The sequence below is a fragment of the Massilia sp. YIM B02763 genome (assembly GCF_030412015.1).
GTDB lineage: Bacteria > Pseudomonadota > Gammaproteobacteria > Burkholderiales > Burkholderiaceae_D > Telluria.
This window is the reverse complement of the sequence record NZ_JASNRD010000005.1, coordinates 235656-252562: the sequence shown is the minus strand read 5'-3', so window position 1 is coordinate 252562 and position 16907 is coordinate 235656. Positions and strand designations below refer to the sequence as shown.

Sequence of the window (16907 nt, the reverse complement as noted above, 5' to 3'; positions counted from 1 at the left end):
GGTCAGATATTGATCTTGTTGAAAACGAACGCAGGCAGGTGGCGCACCACCATCATGACGAGCGCCCACTTGCCCGGCGCATAGACGACCGGCCTGCCGGCCGCCGATCCCTGCACGATCGTGCGCGCCACCGCGTCGACGGGCGCCAGGCCGCGCTGCGGCAGGTGCGCCGTCATCGGCGTGGCCGTCGGTCCCGGCTTGACCAGCACCACCTTGAGCGGGCTGTTGCTGCCGGCCAGGCGGTGCTGCAGGCCCTGGACGTAGCGCGTGACCAGGCCCTTGGCGGCGCCATACACGTAGTTCGAGCGGCGTCCGCGATCGCCGGCGACGGAGCCGATGACCGTGATGACGCCGCCCGCCTCTTCCATGCGGCCGGCGAAGGCTTCAGCGAACAGCACCGGCGAGACGCCGTTGACGTCGAGCGCCTCGAAGGCGGTCCCGAGGTCGCGCTGGCAGGCCGCCTGGTCGGGCAGCGCGCCATGGGCGATCAGCACCTGCTGCGGCAGGCCGTCCGCCGCGACGGCATCGGCCAGCGCGGCGATCGCCACGGGATCGGAAAAGTCGACCGTGCGCACGTCGACGCGCGAGCCGGGACTGCGCACGCGCAGGTCGGCGGCGACGCGCTCGAGGCGGCCGGCGTCGCGTCCGACCAGGGTCAGCGCGACCGTGCGGCCCGCGACCCACAGGCGCGCGCAATGCTCGGCGATGGACGAAGTGGCACCGACGATGACGATGCGTGGCGGGGTGTCCGGCATATCAGCTTCCTATCAGACGGCGCGACATCGACGAGCTGATGCCCGGGTCGCGGTATTGCAAGAATTCGGCCAGGCGCGGATAGCCCGATTCGAACAGGTCGCGCGGCATGCGCGCGTCCTTGGCGGCATAGATCCGGCCGCCGGCCGCGCGCACGATGGCGTCCAGGCGTTCGAACAGGGCCGCGGTGCGCTGGCCGCGGTTGGGGAAGTCGAGCGCCAGCGTGACGCCCGGACGGGGAAAACTCATCATGCCCACGTTGCGGCGCGCACCGAAGGTCTTCAGCACGGCCAGGAAGGAGCCCTGCCCCGCCGCCTTGATCGCCGCCAGCATGCCCTGCACGGCCTCGCGCCCGGATTCGCGCGGCACCACGCTCTGGTACTGGTAGAAGCCGCGCGGGCCGTACATGCGGTTCCAGTCGTGCAGGTTGTCGAGCGGGTAGGTGTAGGTCTCGAAGTGGGCGATGGCGTAGCCGGCCTCGAGGCGCTTGGCCTGGAAATAGGCCTCGTTGAAGACCCGCAGCGACACGCCATTCACCAGCGAGACAGGCGGCACGAAGGGCACGCGGAACACGCGCCGCGACGCTAGCGCCGCGCGGTCCGGGATGGCGGCCAGGTTGGCGCGGAAGAACAGGCCGCGGCCGATGCCGGACAGGCAGTCGACCCACGACACGGTCTGTTCCCAGCCGGCCTCGGAGCTGTCGGCCAGGTGGAAGAATTCGTCCAGGTCGCGGTAGGGGACGGTATCGGTGACGAGCCAGGGACCGGCCACGCGGCGCAGCTGCAGCTCGGCCTCGACGATCACGCCGGTCAGGCCCATGCCGCCGACGGTGGCGGCGAACCAGAGCGGTTCGCGGTCCGGGCCGCAGTCGATCACGGTGCCATCGGTGCGCGCCAGGCGCAGGCCCAGCACGTGGTCGCCGAAGGTGCCCAGCACGTGATGGTTCTTGCCGTGCACGTCGTTGGCGATGGCGCCGCCGACCGTGATCATCTGGGTCCCGGGCGTGACCGGCAGCAGCCAGCCGTGCGCGATGCTCATGCGCTGGAGGTCGCGCAGCAGCACGCCCGCTTCGCAGCGCAGGCGGCCGCTGTCGGGATCGAAGGCGATGAAGCGGTCCAGGCCCGTCGTGCGCCACAAGCGCCCGTCCGGGTTCAGGCAGACGTCGCCGTAGCTGCGCGCATTGCCCTGCGCCAGGCCGCGGCCGTCGCGCGCGATGTGCGCCGCAGCATGGGCGCGGTCGGCCAGCGCGACCAGTTCGTGGTCGCGGCTGTCGAGCCTGCCCCACGACGACACTTTTACCATGGCCACCCGAGCGCACCGACCAGCATCACGGCGCCGAACGCGAGGCCGGCCAGCTGGCTGGCGCGGTCCTTGACGGCGAAGACGACGGGATCGTCGTGCATGTGGCCGCGGTGCGCCTGCATCCAGATCCAGCTGATCCAGAACAGCAGCACGGGAACGGCGCCCCACACGGCCTCCGGCCAGCGGTACAGCATCAGGACGTTGTCGGTGTTCAGGTACATGGCGAGCACGACCGCCGACGCATAGCCGGCCGTAACCCCCAAATTCAGCATCAGGGGCTCGTCGCTCGTGTAGTAGCCGCGGCCATGCACCTTGCCGTTGCCGGACAGCGCCTGGCTGTGCAGCTCGGCATAGCGCTTGACGAATGCCAGCGACAGGAACAGGAACACGGAGAACGCCAGCAGCCAGAACGACAGGGGCATCGACAACGCGGCCGCGCCGGCCGTGATGCGCAGCGTGTACAGCATCGCCAGCGTGATGCAGTCGAGCAGGATCACCCGCTTCAATCCCCAGGAATAGACGCAGGTCAGCCCGAAATAGGACAGCAGCCAGGCAGGAAGCTGCCGCCGACCATGGCGCCCAGTCCCAGGCTGGCGCACAGCAGCAGCGGCGCCAGCAGCACACCCTGCCAGGCCGGCACCGTACCGGAGGCGAACGGCCGCAAGCGCTTGCGCGGATGGGCCCGGTCGCTCTCCAGGTCGAGCAGGTCGTTGGCGATGTACACGGTCGATGCGCACAGGCTGAACGAGATGAACGCCAGCACGAGCGTCAGCCAGCCGTCGATGTCGGCCACCTGGTGTGCCGCCAGCAGCGGCATGAACAGCAACAGGTTCTTCATCCACTGGTGCACGCGCAGCACCTTGCGCCAGGCGGCGACGCTGCTGCGGCGTGCCGGGAATTCGCGCTCGACGCCGCACAGCGCGGCCGCCTTGCCCGCCAGTCCGCGGGCGCCGTTGACGACCACGGCCTTGCGCGCGCGGCGCCATACCTTCAGGTCCGCGCTGGAATTGCCGACGTAGTCGAAGCCGCCGTGGCCGTACTGGCGTTCGAGCGCCTCGGCCTTGTGCTCGCCGGCCAGGTTGACGATGCCGTCGCTGGCCAGCACTTCGTCGAACACGCCCAGGTGCTCGGCCACGGCCTCGGCGATCGTGCGGTCGGACGCCGTGCACAGCACGATGCGGCGGCCGTTGGCTCGCTCTTCCTTCAACCAGTCCAGCAGCTTGTCGTTATACGGCAACAGCGCCGCATCGAGGCGGCTGCGGCTTGCGAGCTCGTCCTTCAGCACCGCCTTCCCCCGCATCAGCCACAGGGGAATACGCAGGACGTCGAACGGGCGGTCGCGCGTCACGCGCAAGGCGGACTCGTGCAGCATATCGGTATGAATCAAGGTGCCGTCGAGGTCGACGATCAGGGGAGCGGTATTCAAGATTGATTCCTGCCGAGACACGGGATGGCTCCCCTCTCCTGGCTGACAAGCGAATGTTCAATATCAAATAATTATACGCAGGCAATAATACTCAATTATGTGAGGAATTTCGATTTTTAATTTGCAATTGCACCCATTTGTAGTTCAGCATCGACATTGGCAATACAAAACTTCGCTTCATCCGATCGTCAACCGAAACCCGGAATATCGTGATGGATCAGTGTAGCCGCCTTCGCATTCGGTGAGAATTCGTGTATTTTCACGACTTGATTTCTGATAAGCGGATTTCATAAGGCAAGCGATCATCCTTCGCGAAAATAATTCTAATCCATTGATTCTAAAGAATTTTTATTACCATCGCCGGATTCTTCCATTGATGCCCGCGCAGAGACTTGCTGGGGGGGCAAAAAGCAGCCGAGCTCATTTACCGAGCAGAGAAAGATCGGGCATGGAATTAGCGCAGTAATGATCGTGAAGATGCCCGACACCCGCTGCATCGAACGCTTCGTCCGGGACCGCGATCATTCGGGATCGGACCACGGCAACGATTATCGGAACCGAAAATGGCGATACTGGAAAACATCGGAGCATTGCCGCGCGGCCGCCATACGGCGGTCCATGGTGGACGGCTTGTCGAGGACGAGCAAGCGCCGGCCTCCCCGCCGCTGCGGATGGCGGGGCCGGCCGGCCCGTCACAGCAGGACGAGGTTGTCCCGGTGTACCAGTTCGGGCGCCTCGACGTAGCCGAGGATGCCCTCGATCTCGCTGGAGGCGTGGCGCATGATGCGCCGGGTCTCGCTGCTGGAGTAATTGGCCAGGCCGCGCGCGATCTCGCGGCCATCCTCGGTGAGGCAGGCGACCAGGGCGCCGCGGCCGAATTCGCCGCCGACCGTGACGACACCGATCGGCAGCAGCGACTTGCCCTCGTGCTGCAGCTTGTGCACGGCGCCGGCGTCGAGCACGAGCTCGCCGGCCGTGTGCAGGTGGTCGTGCATCCACTGGCGGCGCGCCGTCAGGCGCGCGGTGGCGGCCAGCAGCTGGGTGCCGATCGCTTCTCCCTGCGCCATGCGCACTAGTACCTCGTCCTCGCGGCCCCAGGCGATCGCAGTGTGCGCGCCGGAGCGTGCCGCGCGCTTGGCGGCCAGCACCTTGGTGAGCATGCCGCCGCGCCCGATGCTGCTGCCGGCGCCGCCGGCCATGGCTTCCAGCGCGGCGTCGCCGGCCTGGGCCTGGCGAATCAGCGTCGCTGTTGGGTCCTTGCGCGGGTCGGCCGAATACAGGCCTTTTTGATCAGTCAAGATGACCAGGGCGTCGGCTTCGATCAGGTTGGCGACCAGGGCGCCCAGCGTGTCGTTGTCGCCGAACTTGATCTCGTCGGTGACGACCGTGTCGTTCTCGTTGATGATCGGGACGACGTCCAGGCGCAGCAGCGTGGTGAGCGTCGAGCGCGCGTTCAGGTAGCGTTCGCGGTCGGCCAGGTCGGCGTGGGTCAGCAGCACCTGGGCGGTGCGGATGCCGTGGGTGGCGAAGCTCGTTTCGTAGATCTGCGCCAGGCCCATCTGGCCGCAGGCGGCGCAGGCCTGCAGTTCGTGGATGTCGGTCGGGCGCTGGGTGAAGCCCAGGCGCAGCATGCCTTCGGCGATGGCGCCGGACGACACCAGCACGACTTCCTTGCCCAGCTTGCGCAGGGCGGCGATCTGGGCGGCCCATTTCGCGATGGCGGCATGGTCGAGGCCGCGGCCTTCGTCCGTGACGAGGGAAGAGCCGACCTTGACGATGATGCGGCAGGCTTGCTGGAGGATGGAATGGATGGCGGTGTCGGCGTGTGCGGTCATGGCGAAATCATTGCAGGAGCGGGCGCCCCGGCGGGCGCAGCGCCAGCAGCGCCAGGCCGACCAGCAATTCGATCCCGCAGATGGCTAACAATACGCCCTGGGGCAGGCCGATGGCAAAGGCTGCGGCGAAGCGGCCGAGCGGCTGCGCCAGGATGAACAGTGCGGTGAGGTCGCCGAGGATGGGCTGGTCGCCCCGCCTCGCAGCCAGCAGAGCGAGCACCGCGGTGGCGAGGCGCACTCCGACATAGATGGCGTAGAACTGGCTGTAGCCGTTCACGCCGACGAGGAACAGTCCGAACCGCTCCGCGATCCGGTCCGGATCGAGCAGCGCCGACAGCGCGGCCAGCGAGCTGACGGTGGCCGTCGCCTGCAGCAGCTGGCTGCGCAGGCGGTAGCGGGTGGCGGGACTCTTCATCGGGAGCCTCGAAAAACCGTAGCGAGCGGCCGCAGTGTTGGCCGAGAAGCGCAGCTGTACGGACGTACAGCGAGCATCGCAGGCCGACAATGCAACGCGCAGTAGGTTTTTCGACGCGCCATTAGTCTTCGATGATCTTGAAGCGTGGATCGTCGGGGTCGATCGACGAGATGCCGCGCGCTTCCTCGGTCATCTGGGTTTCCTCGGAGCGCTGCTCGACGTGGCGCTCCTTCTCCAGGTGCTGGTAGATCGCGTGCACCAGGTCTTCGCAGCCTTCGCGGTTCAGGGCCGAGATCTCGAACACGGGGCCCTTCCAGGCCATCTTCTTGACGAAGTCCTTGACCAGCTTCTTGCGCTCGTCTTCCGGCACGACGTCCAGCTTGTTCAGCACCAGCCAGCGCGGCTTGTTGACCAGCTCCGCGTCGTACTTCTCGAGTTCCTTGACCAGCGCCTTGGCTTCCTTGACGGGGTCGGTCTTGCCGTCCATCGGCGCGAGGTCGACGATGTGCAGCAGCAGGCCCGTGCGGCTCAGGTGGCGCAGGAACTGGTGGCCCAGGCCGGCGCCTTCGGCGGCGCCCTCGATCAGGCCGGGAATGTCCGCGATCACGAAGCTCTTCGCATGCGAGACGCGCACCACGCCCAGGTTCGGATGCAGGGTCGTGAACGGGTAGTCGGCGATCTTCGGGCGCGCGTTCGACACGGCCGTGATGAAGGTCGACTTGCCGGCGTTCGGCATGCCCAGCAGGCCCACGTCGGCCAGCACCTTCAGTTCCAGGCGCAGGGAACGGCGTTCGCCTTCCTTGCCCTCGGTCTTCTGGCGCGGCGCGCGGTTGGTCGAGGTCTTGAAGTGGATATTGCCCCAGCCGCCCTCGCCGCCCTTGGCCAGCAGCTCGACCTGCTCGTGCTCGGTGAGGTCGGCGATGATCTCGCCATTGTTATCGTCGATGATCAAGGTGCCGACCGGCATGCGCAGGTAGACGTCCTCGGCGCCCTTGCCGTAGCAATCGGAGCCGCGGCCCGGTTCGCCGTTGCGCGCCGTGTGCACCTTGGAGAAGCGGAAGTCGACCAGCGTGTTGACGTTGCGGTCGGCGATCGCCCAGATCGAGCCGCCGCGGCCACCGTCGCCGCCATCGGGGCCGCCGAACGGACGGAACTTTTCGCGGCGGAAAGAGGCGCAGCCGTTGCCGCCATCGCCGCCGATGACTTCGATGCGTGCTTCGTCGATAAACTTCATGATGAGACCACTGGGAAAGGTGGGGCGAAAGTGCGCCCAAAAACACAAAGGCCCTACCGATGGCAGAGCCTTTCGATTGAAGGCTTGCGCCTTGCAAAGAATGCGCCGCCCGAAGGCGGCGCGTGCATGCTTTATTAAGCAGCAGCTGCTTCGGCAGCGATGACGGTCACGTACTGCTTCGAACCGACGCCTTGCTTGATGAACTTGACGGTGCCGTTGACCAGGGCGAACAGGGTGTGATCCTTGCCCAGGCCGACGTTGGTACCCGGACGGATCGTGGTACCGCGCTGGCGCATGATGATGCCGCCGGCGTTGATCGACTGGCCGCCGTAGACTTTCACGCCGAGGCGTTTGCTTTCTGAGTCACGGCCGTTTCGCGTAGTGCCGCCGCCTTTTTTGTGTGCCATTTCAAATGCTCCTTGTTATGACTGAAGAGGGACGCGCGGCAATTAGCCGTTGATCGCAACCACTTGGATTTCGGTGTAGTTCTGGCGATGGCCTTGACGCTTCTGGTAGTGCTTACGACGACGCATCTTGAAGATACGCACTTTGTCGTGACGACCGTGCGACACAACAGTCACGCGAACCGAAGCACCTTCCACCAGCGGAGCACCAAACTTGATGCTCTCGCCCTCGCCGACGGCGAGAACCTGATCGATAGTGAGTTCGGAACCAATGTCTGCCGGTATCTGTTCTACTTTGAGTTTTTCGCCAGCGACAACTTTGTATTGCTTGCCACCGGTTTTTATGACCGCGTACATGATTGAAACCTCATTAATTGTTAATAAATATTCCCGCGAATCGGGCGAAGTGGACAGCCAGGGGTTCGGGGAACAGACGATTATACATAAATTGGCGCGCTGCGTCAAAACCCTTGTGCCTGTCGCACGCTGTCCCGGGAATGCCCTGGACCGCCCTCGCGGCCCCAGGAAAGTCGGTGGGACGGCTTCTGCTTGCATGTCGTATAATCACGACTCAACAAAATCCATCCGCATCCAACGTCAAGCAGGTCCGCCTTGTCCGCCGCCACCCACAACGCACAACAGAATCCCCTCACCCGCACGATCGCAGCCGACATGGAGGCCGTGAACACGGTGATCCGCCAGCGCCTGCAATCCGAAGTCGCGCTGGTGAACCAGATCGCCGAATACATCATCAGCGCCGGCGGCAAGCGGATCCGTCCGGTGCTGGTGCTGCTGCTGGCGAACGCCTACGGCTACAAGGGCGCGGGCCACCACGAACTGGCGGCCGTGGTCGAATTCATCCACACGGCCACGCTGCTGCACGACGACGTCGTCGACGAATCGTCGATGCGGCGCGGCCGCCAGACCGCGAATGCCATGTTCGGCAACGCGGCCTCGGTGCTGGTGGGCGACTACCTGTACTCGCGCTCGTTCGAGATGATGACCAGCCTGAACGACATGCGGGTGATGCAGATCCTGTCGCGCGCCACCACGGTCATCGCCGAGGGCGAGGTGCTGCAGCTGCTCAACATGCACGACCCGGACGTGACCCAGGAAAGCTATCTGCGCGTGATCCGCTCGAAGACGGCCAAGCTGTTCGAGGCGGCGGCCCAGCTGGGCGCCCTGGTCGCCGGCGCCGACGACGCCCGGATCGAAGCGGCCGGCGAATACGGCCGCTCTCTGGGCACCGCGTTCCAGCTCATCGACGACGTGCTCGACTATGCCGGCGACGCCGCCGAGATCGGCAAGAACGTGGGCGACGACCTGCGCGAAGGCAAGCCGACGCTGCCCCTGATCTATGTGATGGAAAACGGCTCGTCCGAACAGCGCGAACTGATCCGCAGCTGCATCGAGCAAGGCGACGAGACCCATTTCGACGCCGTGCTGGCCGCCGTCACCTCCAGCGGCGCCCTGGACTTCACGCGCCGCGAGGCCGAAGCCGCCGCGCGCCGCGCCGCCGCATCGATCGCCGACCTGCCGGACACCGAGTACAAGCAGGCCCTGCTCCAGCTCTGCAGCTTCGCTGTTGACAGGAACCATTGAGGCAACTATAGTAATGCCTTCCCGAGATTTCGGTAACGATCTCTCGAACAGTCGGGGTGTAGCTTAGCCCGGTAGAGCGCTACGTTCGGGACGTAGAGGCCGGAGGTTCGAATCCTCTCACCCCGACCACTCAGTTTCTTGTTTTTTCTTGTTTGCAGCATCGAAAGCGACACTTCCCCGGGTCTTGCAGCTGCTTCAAAGCATTACTACCGTCGGGGTGTAGCTTAGCCCGGTAGAGCGCTACGTTCGGGACGTAGAGGCCGGAGGTTCGAATCCTCTCACCCCGACCACTCAGTTTCTTGTTTTTTCTTGTTTGCAGCATCGAAAGCGACACTTCCCCGGGTCTTGCAGCTGCTTCAAAGCATTACTACCGTCGGGGTGTAGCTTAGCCCGGTAGAGCGCTACGTTCGGGACGTAGAGGCCGGAGGTTCGAATCCTCTCACCCCGACCACTCAGTTTCTTGTTTTTTCTTGTTTGCAGCATCGAAAGCGACACTTCCCCGGGTCTTGCAGCTGCTTCAAAGCATTACTACCGTCGGGGTGTAGCTTAGCCCGGTAGAGCGCTACGTTCGGGACGTAGAGGCCGGAGGTTCGAATCCTCTCACCCCGACCACAGAATTCCACGGAAAGCCCGGACACATGTCCGGGCTTTTTTGTTGTCCTTTCTCCTGGCGGGCGCGCTTCCCGCGCCGTCACGCGTCCGGATCCCCGCCCTTCGGCACCGTCTGCAGCAGCAGCGTGCGATCGCTCTTCCACGAGATCACCACCACAGCGGACGGCAGCGCGAACAGGTAGCCCGGCTCCCCCGTGATGCCGCTGACCACCAGTTCCGCTCCCGTCTTGCGGTCGATGGCCGTGAGCACGGCGGGCGTCCCGTTCGCCTTGCATTCGGTGCGGATGGCGTACACGGTATCGGCGCTGGCGGCGATCGTGCGGGTCCGGCAGAACGGCCCTTTCACCTGCAGGTTCTCGCGCGGCTTGCCGTCGGCGCCGATGACGACCAGGCGCGTGCTTCCCTCCTGATCGCCCATCGACACCAGTTCGTTCGCGGCCGAGACGGTGCGGGCAATGCGGTCGGACCTGATCGGCATGGGCCGCACGCTGAAGCGGTACTTGCCGCCGACGATCTTCGAGACCGCATAATCGTCGGCCTCGCGCATGGCGGCATCGGACGCCGGTTCAAAATTGCCGGCGATATACAGGGTATTGCCCGACAGCCTTGCGGCCGATCCCCGGCCGAAGGCCCCGTTCGCCAGTTTCGCGATCGACGCGTCGCGGAGCGCGGGATCGAGGTGGGCGAAGAAGATGCCGTTCGACGCCACGCGGTCCTTGACGTCGGTGGCCGAGCCGGCGACGGTCATGCCGCCGGCGTCGGCGTCGACCGCATAGACGAATGCATACGGCACGCCCGTGTCCAGTTCCCTCGACGCCGCCAGCTTGCCGTCGGCGTCGAAACGGTAGGCCCAGGCAACGACGTGTTTCGTGCTGCCCTTCCCGGCCGGCGTGGCTTCGGCGCCGACATGCACGGCATGGCCGTCTCCCTGGCACGCGGCGAAGTCCAGGTCGCGGTAGCCGGGCGGCGCCTCGATCCGGCGCTCCCATGCAACCCGGTTGGCGGCAACGTCGAACACGAGCAGCGTACCCCGGCTGCCCTCGCCGGGCTGCGTTCCCATGGTCTTGCCGACGATACACAACTTGCCGTCGGCCATCACGGCGATCTGGTGGACATGCGTCGTCGTTCCCGGCGCCGTCAGCGCGACCGGCGCGGCACCGGCGGAGGCGGCCATCGCCAGCATCGCCACGGCAGGCAGGGAAAAACCAGGTCGTTTCATGGGCGGATTCCGGTTGCGCGCATGGCCGGGATGGCGATGCGCAGGCTTGCCGGCATGATGCCATGCGGCGCGCGGCCCTGCAGAGCCGATCGCGCGCCGCAACGCATCCATACCGGTCTAGAATCGACGCAACCACGCGCGCCAGACGGCCGCTACCGAGTGCATCCCCTGGAGAACCCCATGCTGGACACCATCGGCACGCCCACCCTGTATCTATCGTTCACGGTCCTGGTCGCCCTGCTGCTGGCCGTCGACTTCTTCGTCCTCAAGCACGAGGGCGAGCACAAGGTCAGCACGCGCGAGGCGGCCATGTGGTCGGTGGTCTGGATCTCGATCGCGCTGGCGTTCGGCGGCTGGCTGTGGTGGTACCTGGACGGCACGCTGGGGCCGGACATCGCCAAGGCGAAGGCGCTCGAATACCTGACCGGCTACCTGATCGAGAAATCGCTGGCGGTCGACAACGTGTTCGTCTGGATCACGCTGTTCAATTTCTTCGCCGTCCCGGCCATGTACCAGAAGCGCGTGCTGCTGTACGGCGTGCTGGGCGCGATCGTGCTGCGCGCGGTCCTGATCTACGTGGGCGCCCTGCTGCTGGCGCAATTCCACTGGATTCTCTACATCTTCGGCCTGTTCCTGCTCTACACGGGGGTGCAGATGCTGATCGTCTCGGACCAGGAACCCGACCTGGCCAACAACCGCGTGCTGCGCTGGATGCGCGGCCACATGAAGATCACGGACGAGTACCACGGCCACAGCTTCTTCACGTTCAAGAACGGCGTGCGCTACGCCACCCCGCTGTTCGTCGTGCTGGTGCTGGTGGAGGTCACCGACGTCATCTTCGCCGTCGATTCGATTCCCGCCATCTTCGCCGTCACGGGCGACCCGTTCATCGTGTTCACGTCGAACATCTTCGCCATCCTGGGCCTGCGCGCCATGTACTTCCTGCTGGCCGACATGGCGCAGCGTTTCCACCTGCTGAAGTATGGACTGGCGTTCATCCTCGTCTTCATCGGCGCCAAGATGCTGCTGCTGGACATCTACAAGATCCCGACCGGGATCGCGCTGGGCGTGGTCGGGCTGATCCTGCTGGTGTCGGTGCTGGCGAGCTTGATGCGTCCCCCGCCGGCACCGAAACCTTGAGCCTCAGCTGGCCGAGGCGGCCTTGATCCGCACCGCCAGGGCGGCCAGCGCGGCGGCCACGGCCAGCAGCACCACGCCGTTCCAGCCCCATGCGGCCAGCGCCTGGGCGCCGAGCGCGCCGCCCGTGGCCATGCCGACGAACACGCTCGTCATCAGGATCGCATTCAGGCGGCTGCGCGATTCCGGGGCGATGCCGAACACGATGGTCTGGTGTGCGATCAGGCTCGCTTGCACGCCCAGGTCGAAGCCGATGGTGGCCAGCGCCAGCAGCGCCAGCTGCAACGGGGTGGACAGGGCCGGCATGGCGAACATGATGGCGAACGAACCCACGGTGACGATGGCGGCGACGCGCGTCACCCATTCGGCGCCGCGGCTGTCGGCCAGGCGGCCGGCGAACGGCGCGGCCAGGGCGCCCACGGCGCCGGCCAGGCCGAACGAACCGGCCGCGGCCGAGCCGAGGTGGAACGGGGCGCCGTGCAGCATCACGGCCAGCGTCGACCAGAATGCCGAGAAACCGACCGACAGCAGGCCCTGGGCCAGCGCGGCCAGGCGCAGCTTGCGGTGTTCCTTCCACAACGCAGCCAGCGACTGCAGCAGGGCCGGATAGCTCACCTGGCTGGTCGGGGCGAAGTGCGGCAGGAAGCGCGCCATCACGCCCGCCATCGCGACGACGCCGATCGACGCCGCCACGAACACGGCGCGCCAGCCCCAGTGCTCGGCCACGAAGCCGCTGACGACGCGCGACAGCAGGATGCCCAGCAGCAGGCCCGTCATCACGGTGCCGACGGCCTTGCCGCGGTGTTCCGGCTGGGCCAGCGTCGCGGCGGCCGGGACGATGTCCTGGGCCACGGTGGCGAACAGGCCCACCAGCAGGCTCGCGCCCAGCAGCACGCCCAGCGTCGGCGCGAAGCCCGTCAGCAGCAGCGCGGCGGCCAGCACCAGCGCCTTGGCCACGATGATGTTGCGGCGGTCGTAGCGGTCGCCCAGCGGCGCCAGCAGCAGCAGGCCCAGCGCATAGCCGAACTGGGTCAGCGTCGGGATCCAGCCGACGGCGCGCGGGTCGGCGTTCAGGTCGCCGGCCAGCACGCCCAGCGTCGGCTGGCTGTAGTACAGCGCGGCGACGGACAGGCCGGTGCCGGCCGCGAGCAGGAACGTCAGCGGGCCGGACAGGGTCGCCTGCCGTGGCATCGTGGTGGTGGTGGTGGTGGTGTTCATGTGCATTCCTTCTTGTTCGATGGGGTGCATTATGCGCAGCCATGCTGCAGCGCGGTAGCCACATGGACGGCAGAACTGTTATACGATGAGCGTATGAACGTAGAGAGCTCCCCCGGAATATCATCCGCCGACCGTATGATGCTGGTCGAGACCTTCGTCCGCATCGTGGACGCCGGCAGCTTGTCGGCGGCGGCGCGCCTGCTGGAGACGACGCAGCCGACCGTCAGCCGGCGCCTGAAGGCATTGGAGAAATCGCTGGGCGTGCGCCTGCTGCAGCGTTCCACCCACGCGATGGCGCTGACCGACGACGGCATGCGCTGCTATGCGCGGGCCAAGGAGTTGCTGGCCGGCTGGCAGGAATTCGAGAGCGAGATCCGCGGCGCCGGCGACGAGCCGGTGGGCCTGTTGCGGGTGATCGCCCCGCATGCCTTCGGCCAGCAGCAGCTCGTGGCGCCGCTGGCCGAGTACCTGGGGCGCTATCCGCGCATGACGGTGGAGTGGACGCTGCACGACCGCGTGCCGGACCTGATCGGCCAGGGCATCGACTGCATGATCCGCGTGGGCGACGATCCGCCGCCGGACATGGTGGCGCTGCGCCTGGGCGACGTGCCGCGCATCGTCGTGGCGGCGCCCACCCTGCTTGAAGGCATTGCCGTGCCGGACCACCCGGACGCGCTGCCCGCCCTGCCCTGGATCTCTGCCAGCAATTTTTACCGCGACCAGGTGACGCTCACGCATGCGCAGAATGGCCGCACGACGCAGCTGGCGATCCGCCCGCGCCTGTACACGGACAACCTGTACGCGCTGCGCAATGCCGCCGTGATGGGCGTGGGCGTGGCGCTTGGCTCGTCCTGGGCGCTGCGCGAGGAACTGGACAGCGGCCGCCTGGTGCAGCTGGTGCCGCAGTGGCAGGCGGCGCCGCTGCCGATCTGGCTGATCTACCCGCCGGCCCGCTTCTACCCGGCGCGCCTGCGCCGCTTCATCGACATCATGCGCGTGGCCGTGCCGCAGGCGTTCGGCATCGCCCCGCTGGGCTAGACTTCCGCGATGTGCGCCGCCTCGGCCAGCAGCGCGCGGATCTCCGGCACGCAGGAACCGCAATTGCCGCCCGCCTTGGTGCAGGCCGTGACGGCGGCGGCGTCGCGGCAACCGTGCTGCCGGATGGCGATCCCGATCGTCTTCCTGCCCACGCCGAAGCAGGAGCACACGGTCGGTCCCGGATCCTCGGCCGCCGCTTTCGCGCGGCCCGACAACAGGGCCAGGCGGTCGGCCTGCGTCAAGGCCTCCTGCGCGAACAGCGAGGCCAGCCAGGCCCGCGCCGGCAGGTCCTGGCGCTGCGACACGAACAGGCAGGCCTGGATCCTTCCGTCGACGAGGTGGGCCGCGCGCACCACGCCGCCGCTCCGGTCCTCGACCTCGATCCAGTCGGCGTCCTCGTCGTCCTCGCCCAGACCCAGCAGCGCGCGCGTCCAGTCGGCCGACTGGGCGAACGGCAGGCGTCCCGCCAGTTCGTAGCGGACGAAGCCGCTGCCCTGGATGCGGGTCCAGTGCGCCGCTTCCCGCAGGGGCAGTTCCGCGCGGCTCAGGATGAAGCCGTACCAGGCCACGCCGAACGGTTCGATGCGCACGGGCGTGTGCTTGAATTCCGGCTCGCCCGAGACGGGATCGACGGCCGGGTTGACGACGGTGCCCACGCGCGCGTCGGACGCCGTCTGCGCGCTCCAGTGGATCGGCATGAAGGCGCTGCCGCGGGCGATGCCGCCGCCGTGCTGCACCCGCGCCACCACGGCGCCCCATCTGCTCGTCACGCGCGCCAGCTCCCCCGCCTTCACGCCGCACAGCAGCGCATCCTGCGGGTGCAGGTCGACGAACGGTTCCGGCACGTGCTCGGCCAGCCGCGGCGCGCGTCCGGTGCGCGTCATCGTGTGCCACTGGTCGCGCACGCGGCCCGTGTTCAGCACCAGGGGGAATTCATCGTCCGGCAGGTGCGCAGGCAGGCGCGGCGCCGTCGGTACGAAGCGCGCCTTGCCGTCCGGGTGGGCGAAGCGGCCATCCCCCAGCAGGCGCGCCGTCGAGCCGCCCGGCACGCGCACGGGCCACTGCACCGGTTCGAGCGCATCGTAGTCGGCGCGCGTCATGCCGGCCAGGCCGCCGATGTCGAACAGACGGCGCCGTCCTCCATTCGTGCCGTTGCGCCACGTCGACAGGCGCGCGTGCTCGTCGAAGATCTGGTGCGGCGCCATGAAGTCGAAGCCCGCGAACCCCATGCGCCGGGCCACGTCGCAGACGATATCCCAGTCGGCGCGCGCGCCGCCGGGTGCGGCCAGGAAGGCGCGCTGGCGCGAGATGCAGCGCTCGGAATTGGTGACGGTACCGTCCTTCTCGCCCCAGCCCAGCGCCGGCAGCAGCACGTGGGCCGCCGCGTTCGTGTCGGTGCCCAGCACGATGTCGGACGCCACCACCAGCTCGCATCGTTCCAGCGCGCGCCGCGCCTGCTCGGCGTCCGGCAGGCTCACGAGGGGATTGGTGGCCATGATCCACACGGCCTTGATCCTGCCCTCCTCGATGGCGCGGAACAGGTCGACCGCCTTCAGGCCGGGCTTGTCCGCCATGCGCGGCGACGCCCAGAACGCCTGCACGGCATTGCGCTGGTCCGCGTCCTCGAGGTCCATGTGCGCGGCCAGCATGTTCGCCAGGCCGCCCACTTCGCGCCCGCCCATCGCGTTCGGCTGGCCCGTCAGGGAAAACGGGCCCATGCCCGGCTTGCCGATGCGGCCCGTGAACAGGTGGCAGTTGATGATCGCATTGACCTTGTCGGCGCCGCTGCTGGACTGGTTCACGCCCATCGTGAACGCCGTGACGGTCTTCTCCGTCCGCGCGAACAGCGCGTAGAAGCGCTGCAGGAGCTGCGGGTCGATGCGGCAGGCCCTGGCCACGTCGAGGATGGAGCCGGCCTTGCCGGCCGCGTCCAGCGCATCGGCCAGGCCTTCCGTGTGGGCGTGGACGAACCCGGCATCCCCCGCCTGCTGCGCCGCGAGATGGGCAAGCAGGCCGTCGAACAGCCACACGTCCGTGCCGGGCTTGATGGGCAGGTGCAGGTCGGCGATGTCGCAGGTGGCCGTGCGGCGCGGGTCGACGACGACCACCTGCATCCGCGGGCGCGCTTCCTTGGCGCGCACGATGCGCTGGTACAGCGTCGGATGGCACCAGGCGGCGTTCGAGCCGACCAGCACCAGCAGGTCCGCGAGCTCCAGGTCCTCGTAGCAGCCGGGTACGATGTCCTCGCCGAACGCGCGCTTGTGGCCCGCCACGGCCGAGGACATGCACAGGCGCGAGTTGGTGTCGATATTGGCGCTGCCGACGTAGCCCTTCATGAACTTGTTGGCGATGTAGTAGTCCTCGGTGAGCAGCTGGCCGGAGACGTACAGCGCCACCGCGTCCGGCCCGTGCTCGTCGATGATCCTGGCGAAGCCGCCGGCGACCCGGTCCAGCGCCTCGTCCCACGAGGCCTCGCGCAGCATGCCGTCCTCGCGCAGCATCGGCGCCAGCAGCCGGCCCTGCAGGCCGCCCGTCTCGCCCAGCGCCGCACCCTTCACGCACAGGCGGCCCTGGCTGGCCGGATGGGAGGCATCGCCGGCGATCGACAGTGCGCCGTCCGCCCCCACGCGGGCATCGACGCCGCAGCCGACGCCGCAGTACGGACAGGTGGTCTTGACGGTGGTGGGAATGGCGGACAGCTTCATGCGCAGG

General features: G+C 67.2%; 15 protein-coding genes and 4 tRNA genes. 7 read left to right on the top strand and 12 right to left on the bottom strand.

Annotated features, from left to right (window positions below; all coding sequences use genetic code 11):
- Positions 1-2: 2 nt before the first annotated feature.
- The 9 genes from QPK32_RS10165 to rplU all read right to left on the bottom strand — a co-directional run bounded on the left by QPK32_RS10165 (position 3) and on the right by rplU (position 7726).
- Entirely contained in the window at positions 3-755 is a 753-nt protein-coding gene (locus tag QPK32_RS10165; RefSeq protein ID WP_290412683.1) for an SDR family NAD(P)-dependent oxidoreductase, read from the bottom strand.
- Between the two features lies 1 nt (position 756).
- A complete protein-coding gene (locus QPK32_RS10160; protein ID WP_290412682.1) occupies positions 757-2055 on the bottom strand; it encodes an FAD-binding oxidoreductase in 1299 nt (432 codons plus the stop codon).
- Entirely contained in the window at positions 2049-2552 is a 504-nt protein-coding gene (locus QPK32_RS26540) for a hypothetical protein (protein ID WP_308632502.1), read from the bottom strand. The genes QPK32_RS10160 and QPK32_RS26540 overlap by 7 nt, the downstream gene beginning before the upstream one ends.
- Before the next feature lie 29 nt (positions 2553-2581).
- The gene (locus tag QPK32_RS26535) at positions 2582-3481 is read right to left on the bottom strand and encodes a UbiA family prenyltransferase (RefSeq protein WP_308632501.1); all 900 of its coding nucleotides are present in this window, start codon (positions 3479-3481) and stop codon (positions 2582-2584) included.
- Between the two features lie 692 nt (positions 3482-4173).
- A complete protein-coding gene (gene proB, locus QPK32_RS10150) occupies positions 4174-5316 on the bottom strand; it encodes a glutamate 5-kinase (RefSeq protein ID WP_308632500.1) in 1143 nt (380 codons plus the stop codon).
- A 7-nt stretch (positions 5317-5323) separates the two neighbouring features.
- Complete coding sequence (locus QPK32_RS10145; RefSeq protein WP_290412681.1) at positions 5324-5731, bottom strand: DUF4345 family protein; 408 nt, start codon at positions 5729-5731, stop codon at positions 5324-5326.
- Between the two features lie 121 nt (positions 5732-5852).
- Entirely contained in the window at positions 5853-6965 is a 1113-nt protein-coding gene (cgtA, locus tag QPK32_RS10140; protein WP_290412680.1) for an Obg family GTPase CgtA, read from the bottom strand.
- A gap of 134 nt (positions 6966-7099) precedes the next feature.
- Entirely contained in the window at positions 7100-7372 is a 273-nt protein-coding gene (gene rpmA / locus QPK32_RS10135; RefSeq protein ID WP_290412679.1) for a 50S ribosomal protein L27, read from the bottom strand.
- A gap of 42 nt (positions 7373-7414) precedes the next feature.
- Positions 7415-7726 carry a 50S ribosomal protein L21 gene (rplU, locus tag QPK32_RS10130; protein ID WP_036230184.1) on the bottom strand — a complete coding sequence of 104 codons (312 nt, stop codon included), beginning with the start codon at positions 7724-7726 and terminating at the stop codon, positions 7415-7417.
- Between the two features lie 255 nt (positions 7727-7981).
- Between rplU and ispB the strand changes: the two genes are divergently transcribed.
- From ispB to QPK32_RS10105, 5 genes are all read left to right on the top strand, one after another.
- Entirely contained in the window at positions 7982-8971 is a 990-nt protein-coding gene (gene ispB, locus QPK32_RS10125; RefSeq protein ID WP_290412678.1) for an octaprenyl diphosphate synthase, read from the top strand.
- A gap of 52 nt (positions 8972-9023) precedes the next feature.
- Positions 9024-9100, top strand: a tRNA-Pro gene (locus QPK32_RS10120).
- Between the two features lie 84 nt (positions 9101-9184).
- A tRNA-Pro gene (locus QPK32_RS10115) sits at positions 9185-9261 on the top strand.
- A gap of 84 nt (positions 9262-9345) precedes the next feature.
- Positions 9346-9422: transfer RNA gene (locus QPK32_RS10110), tRNA-Pro, on the top strand.
- 84 nt (positions 9423-9506) lie between these two features.
- Positions 9507-9583 (top strand) — tRNA-Pro (locus QPK32_RS10105).
- Positions 9584-9662: 79 nt separating this feature from the next.
- Here QPK32_RS10105 and QPK32_RS10100 read toward each other — a convergent pair.
- The gene (locus QPK32_RS10100; RefSeq protein WP_290412677.1) at positions 9663-10802 is read right to left on the bottom strand and encodes a hypothetical protein; all 1140 of its coding nucleotides are present in this window, start codon (positions 10800-10802) and stop codon (positions 9663-9665) included.
- Positions 10803-10982: 180 nt separating this feature from the next.
- On the opposite strand from QPK32_RS10100, the gene QPK32_RS10095 reads away from it, so the two are divergent.
- A complete protein-coding gene (locus tag QPK32_RS10095) occupies positions 10983-11942 on the top strand; it encodes a TerC family protein (protein ID WP_290412676.1) in 960 nt (319 codons plus the stop codon).
- A 3-nt stretch (positions 11943-11945) separates the two neighbouring features.
- Here QPK32_RS10095 and QPK32_RS10090 read toward each other — a convergent pair whose 3' ends face one another.
- Positions 11946-13157: an MFS transporter gene (locus tag QPK32_RS10090; RefSeq protein WP_374046723.1), complete on the bottom strand. Its 1212-nt coding sequence runs from the start codon at positions 13155-13157 to the stop codon at positions 11946-11948.
- A gap of 93 nt (positions 13158-13250) precedes the next feature.
- On the opposite strand from QPK32_RS10090, the gene QPK32_RS10085 reads away from it, so the two are divergent.
- Positions 13251-14195, top strand: a complete 945-nt coding sequence (locus QPK32_RS10085; RefSeq protein WP_290412675.1) for a LysR family transcriptional regulator — start codon at positions 13251-13253, stop codon at positions 14193-14195.
- Here QPK32_RS10085 and QPK32_RS10080 read toward each other — a convergent pair.
- Positions 14192-16900: a nitrate reductase gene (locus QPK32_RS10080; RefSeq protein ID WP_290412674.1), complete on the bottom strand. Its 2709-nt coding sequence runs from the start codon at positions 16898-16900 to the stop codon at positions 14192-14194. The two genes, QPK32_RS10085 and QPK32_RS10080, sit on opposite strands and share 4 nt — an antisense overlap.
- Positions 16901-16907: the final 7 nt, after the last annotated feature.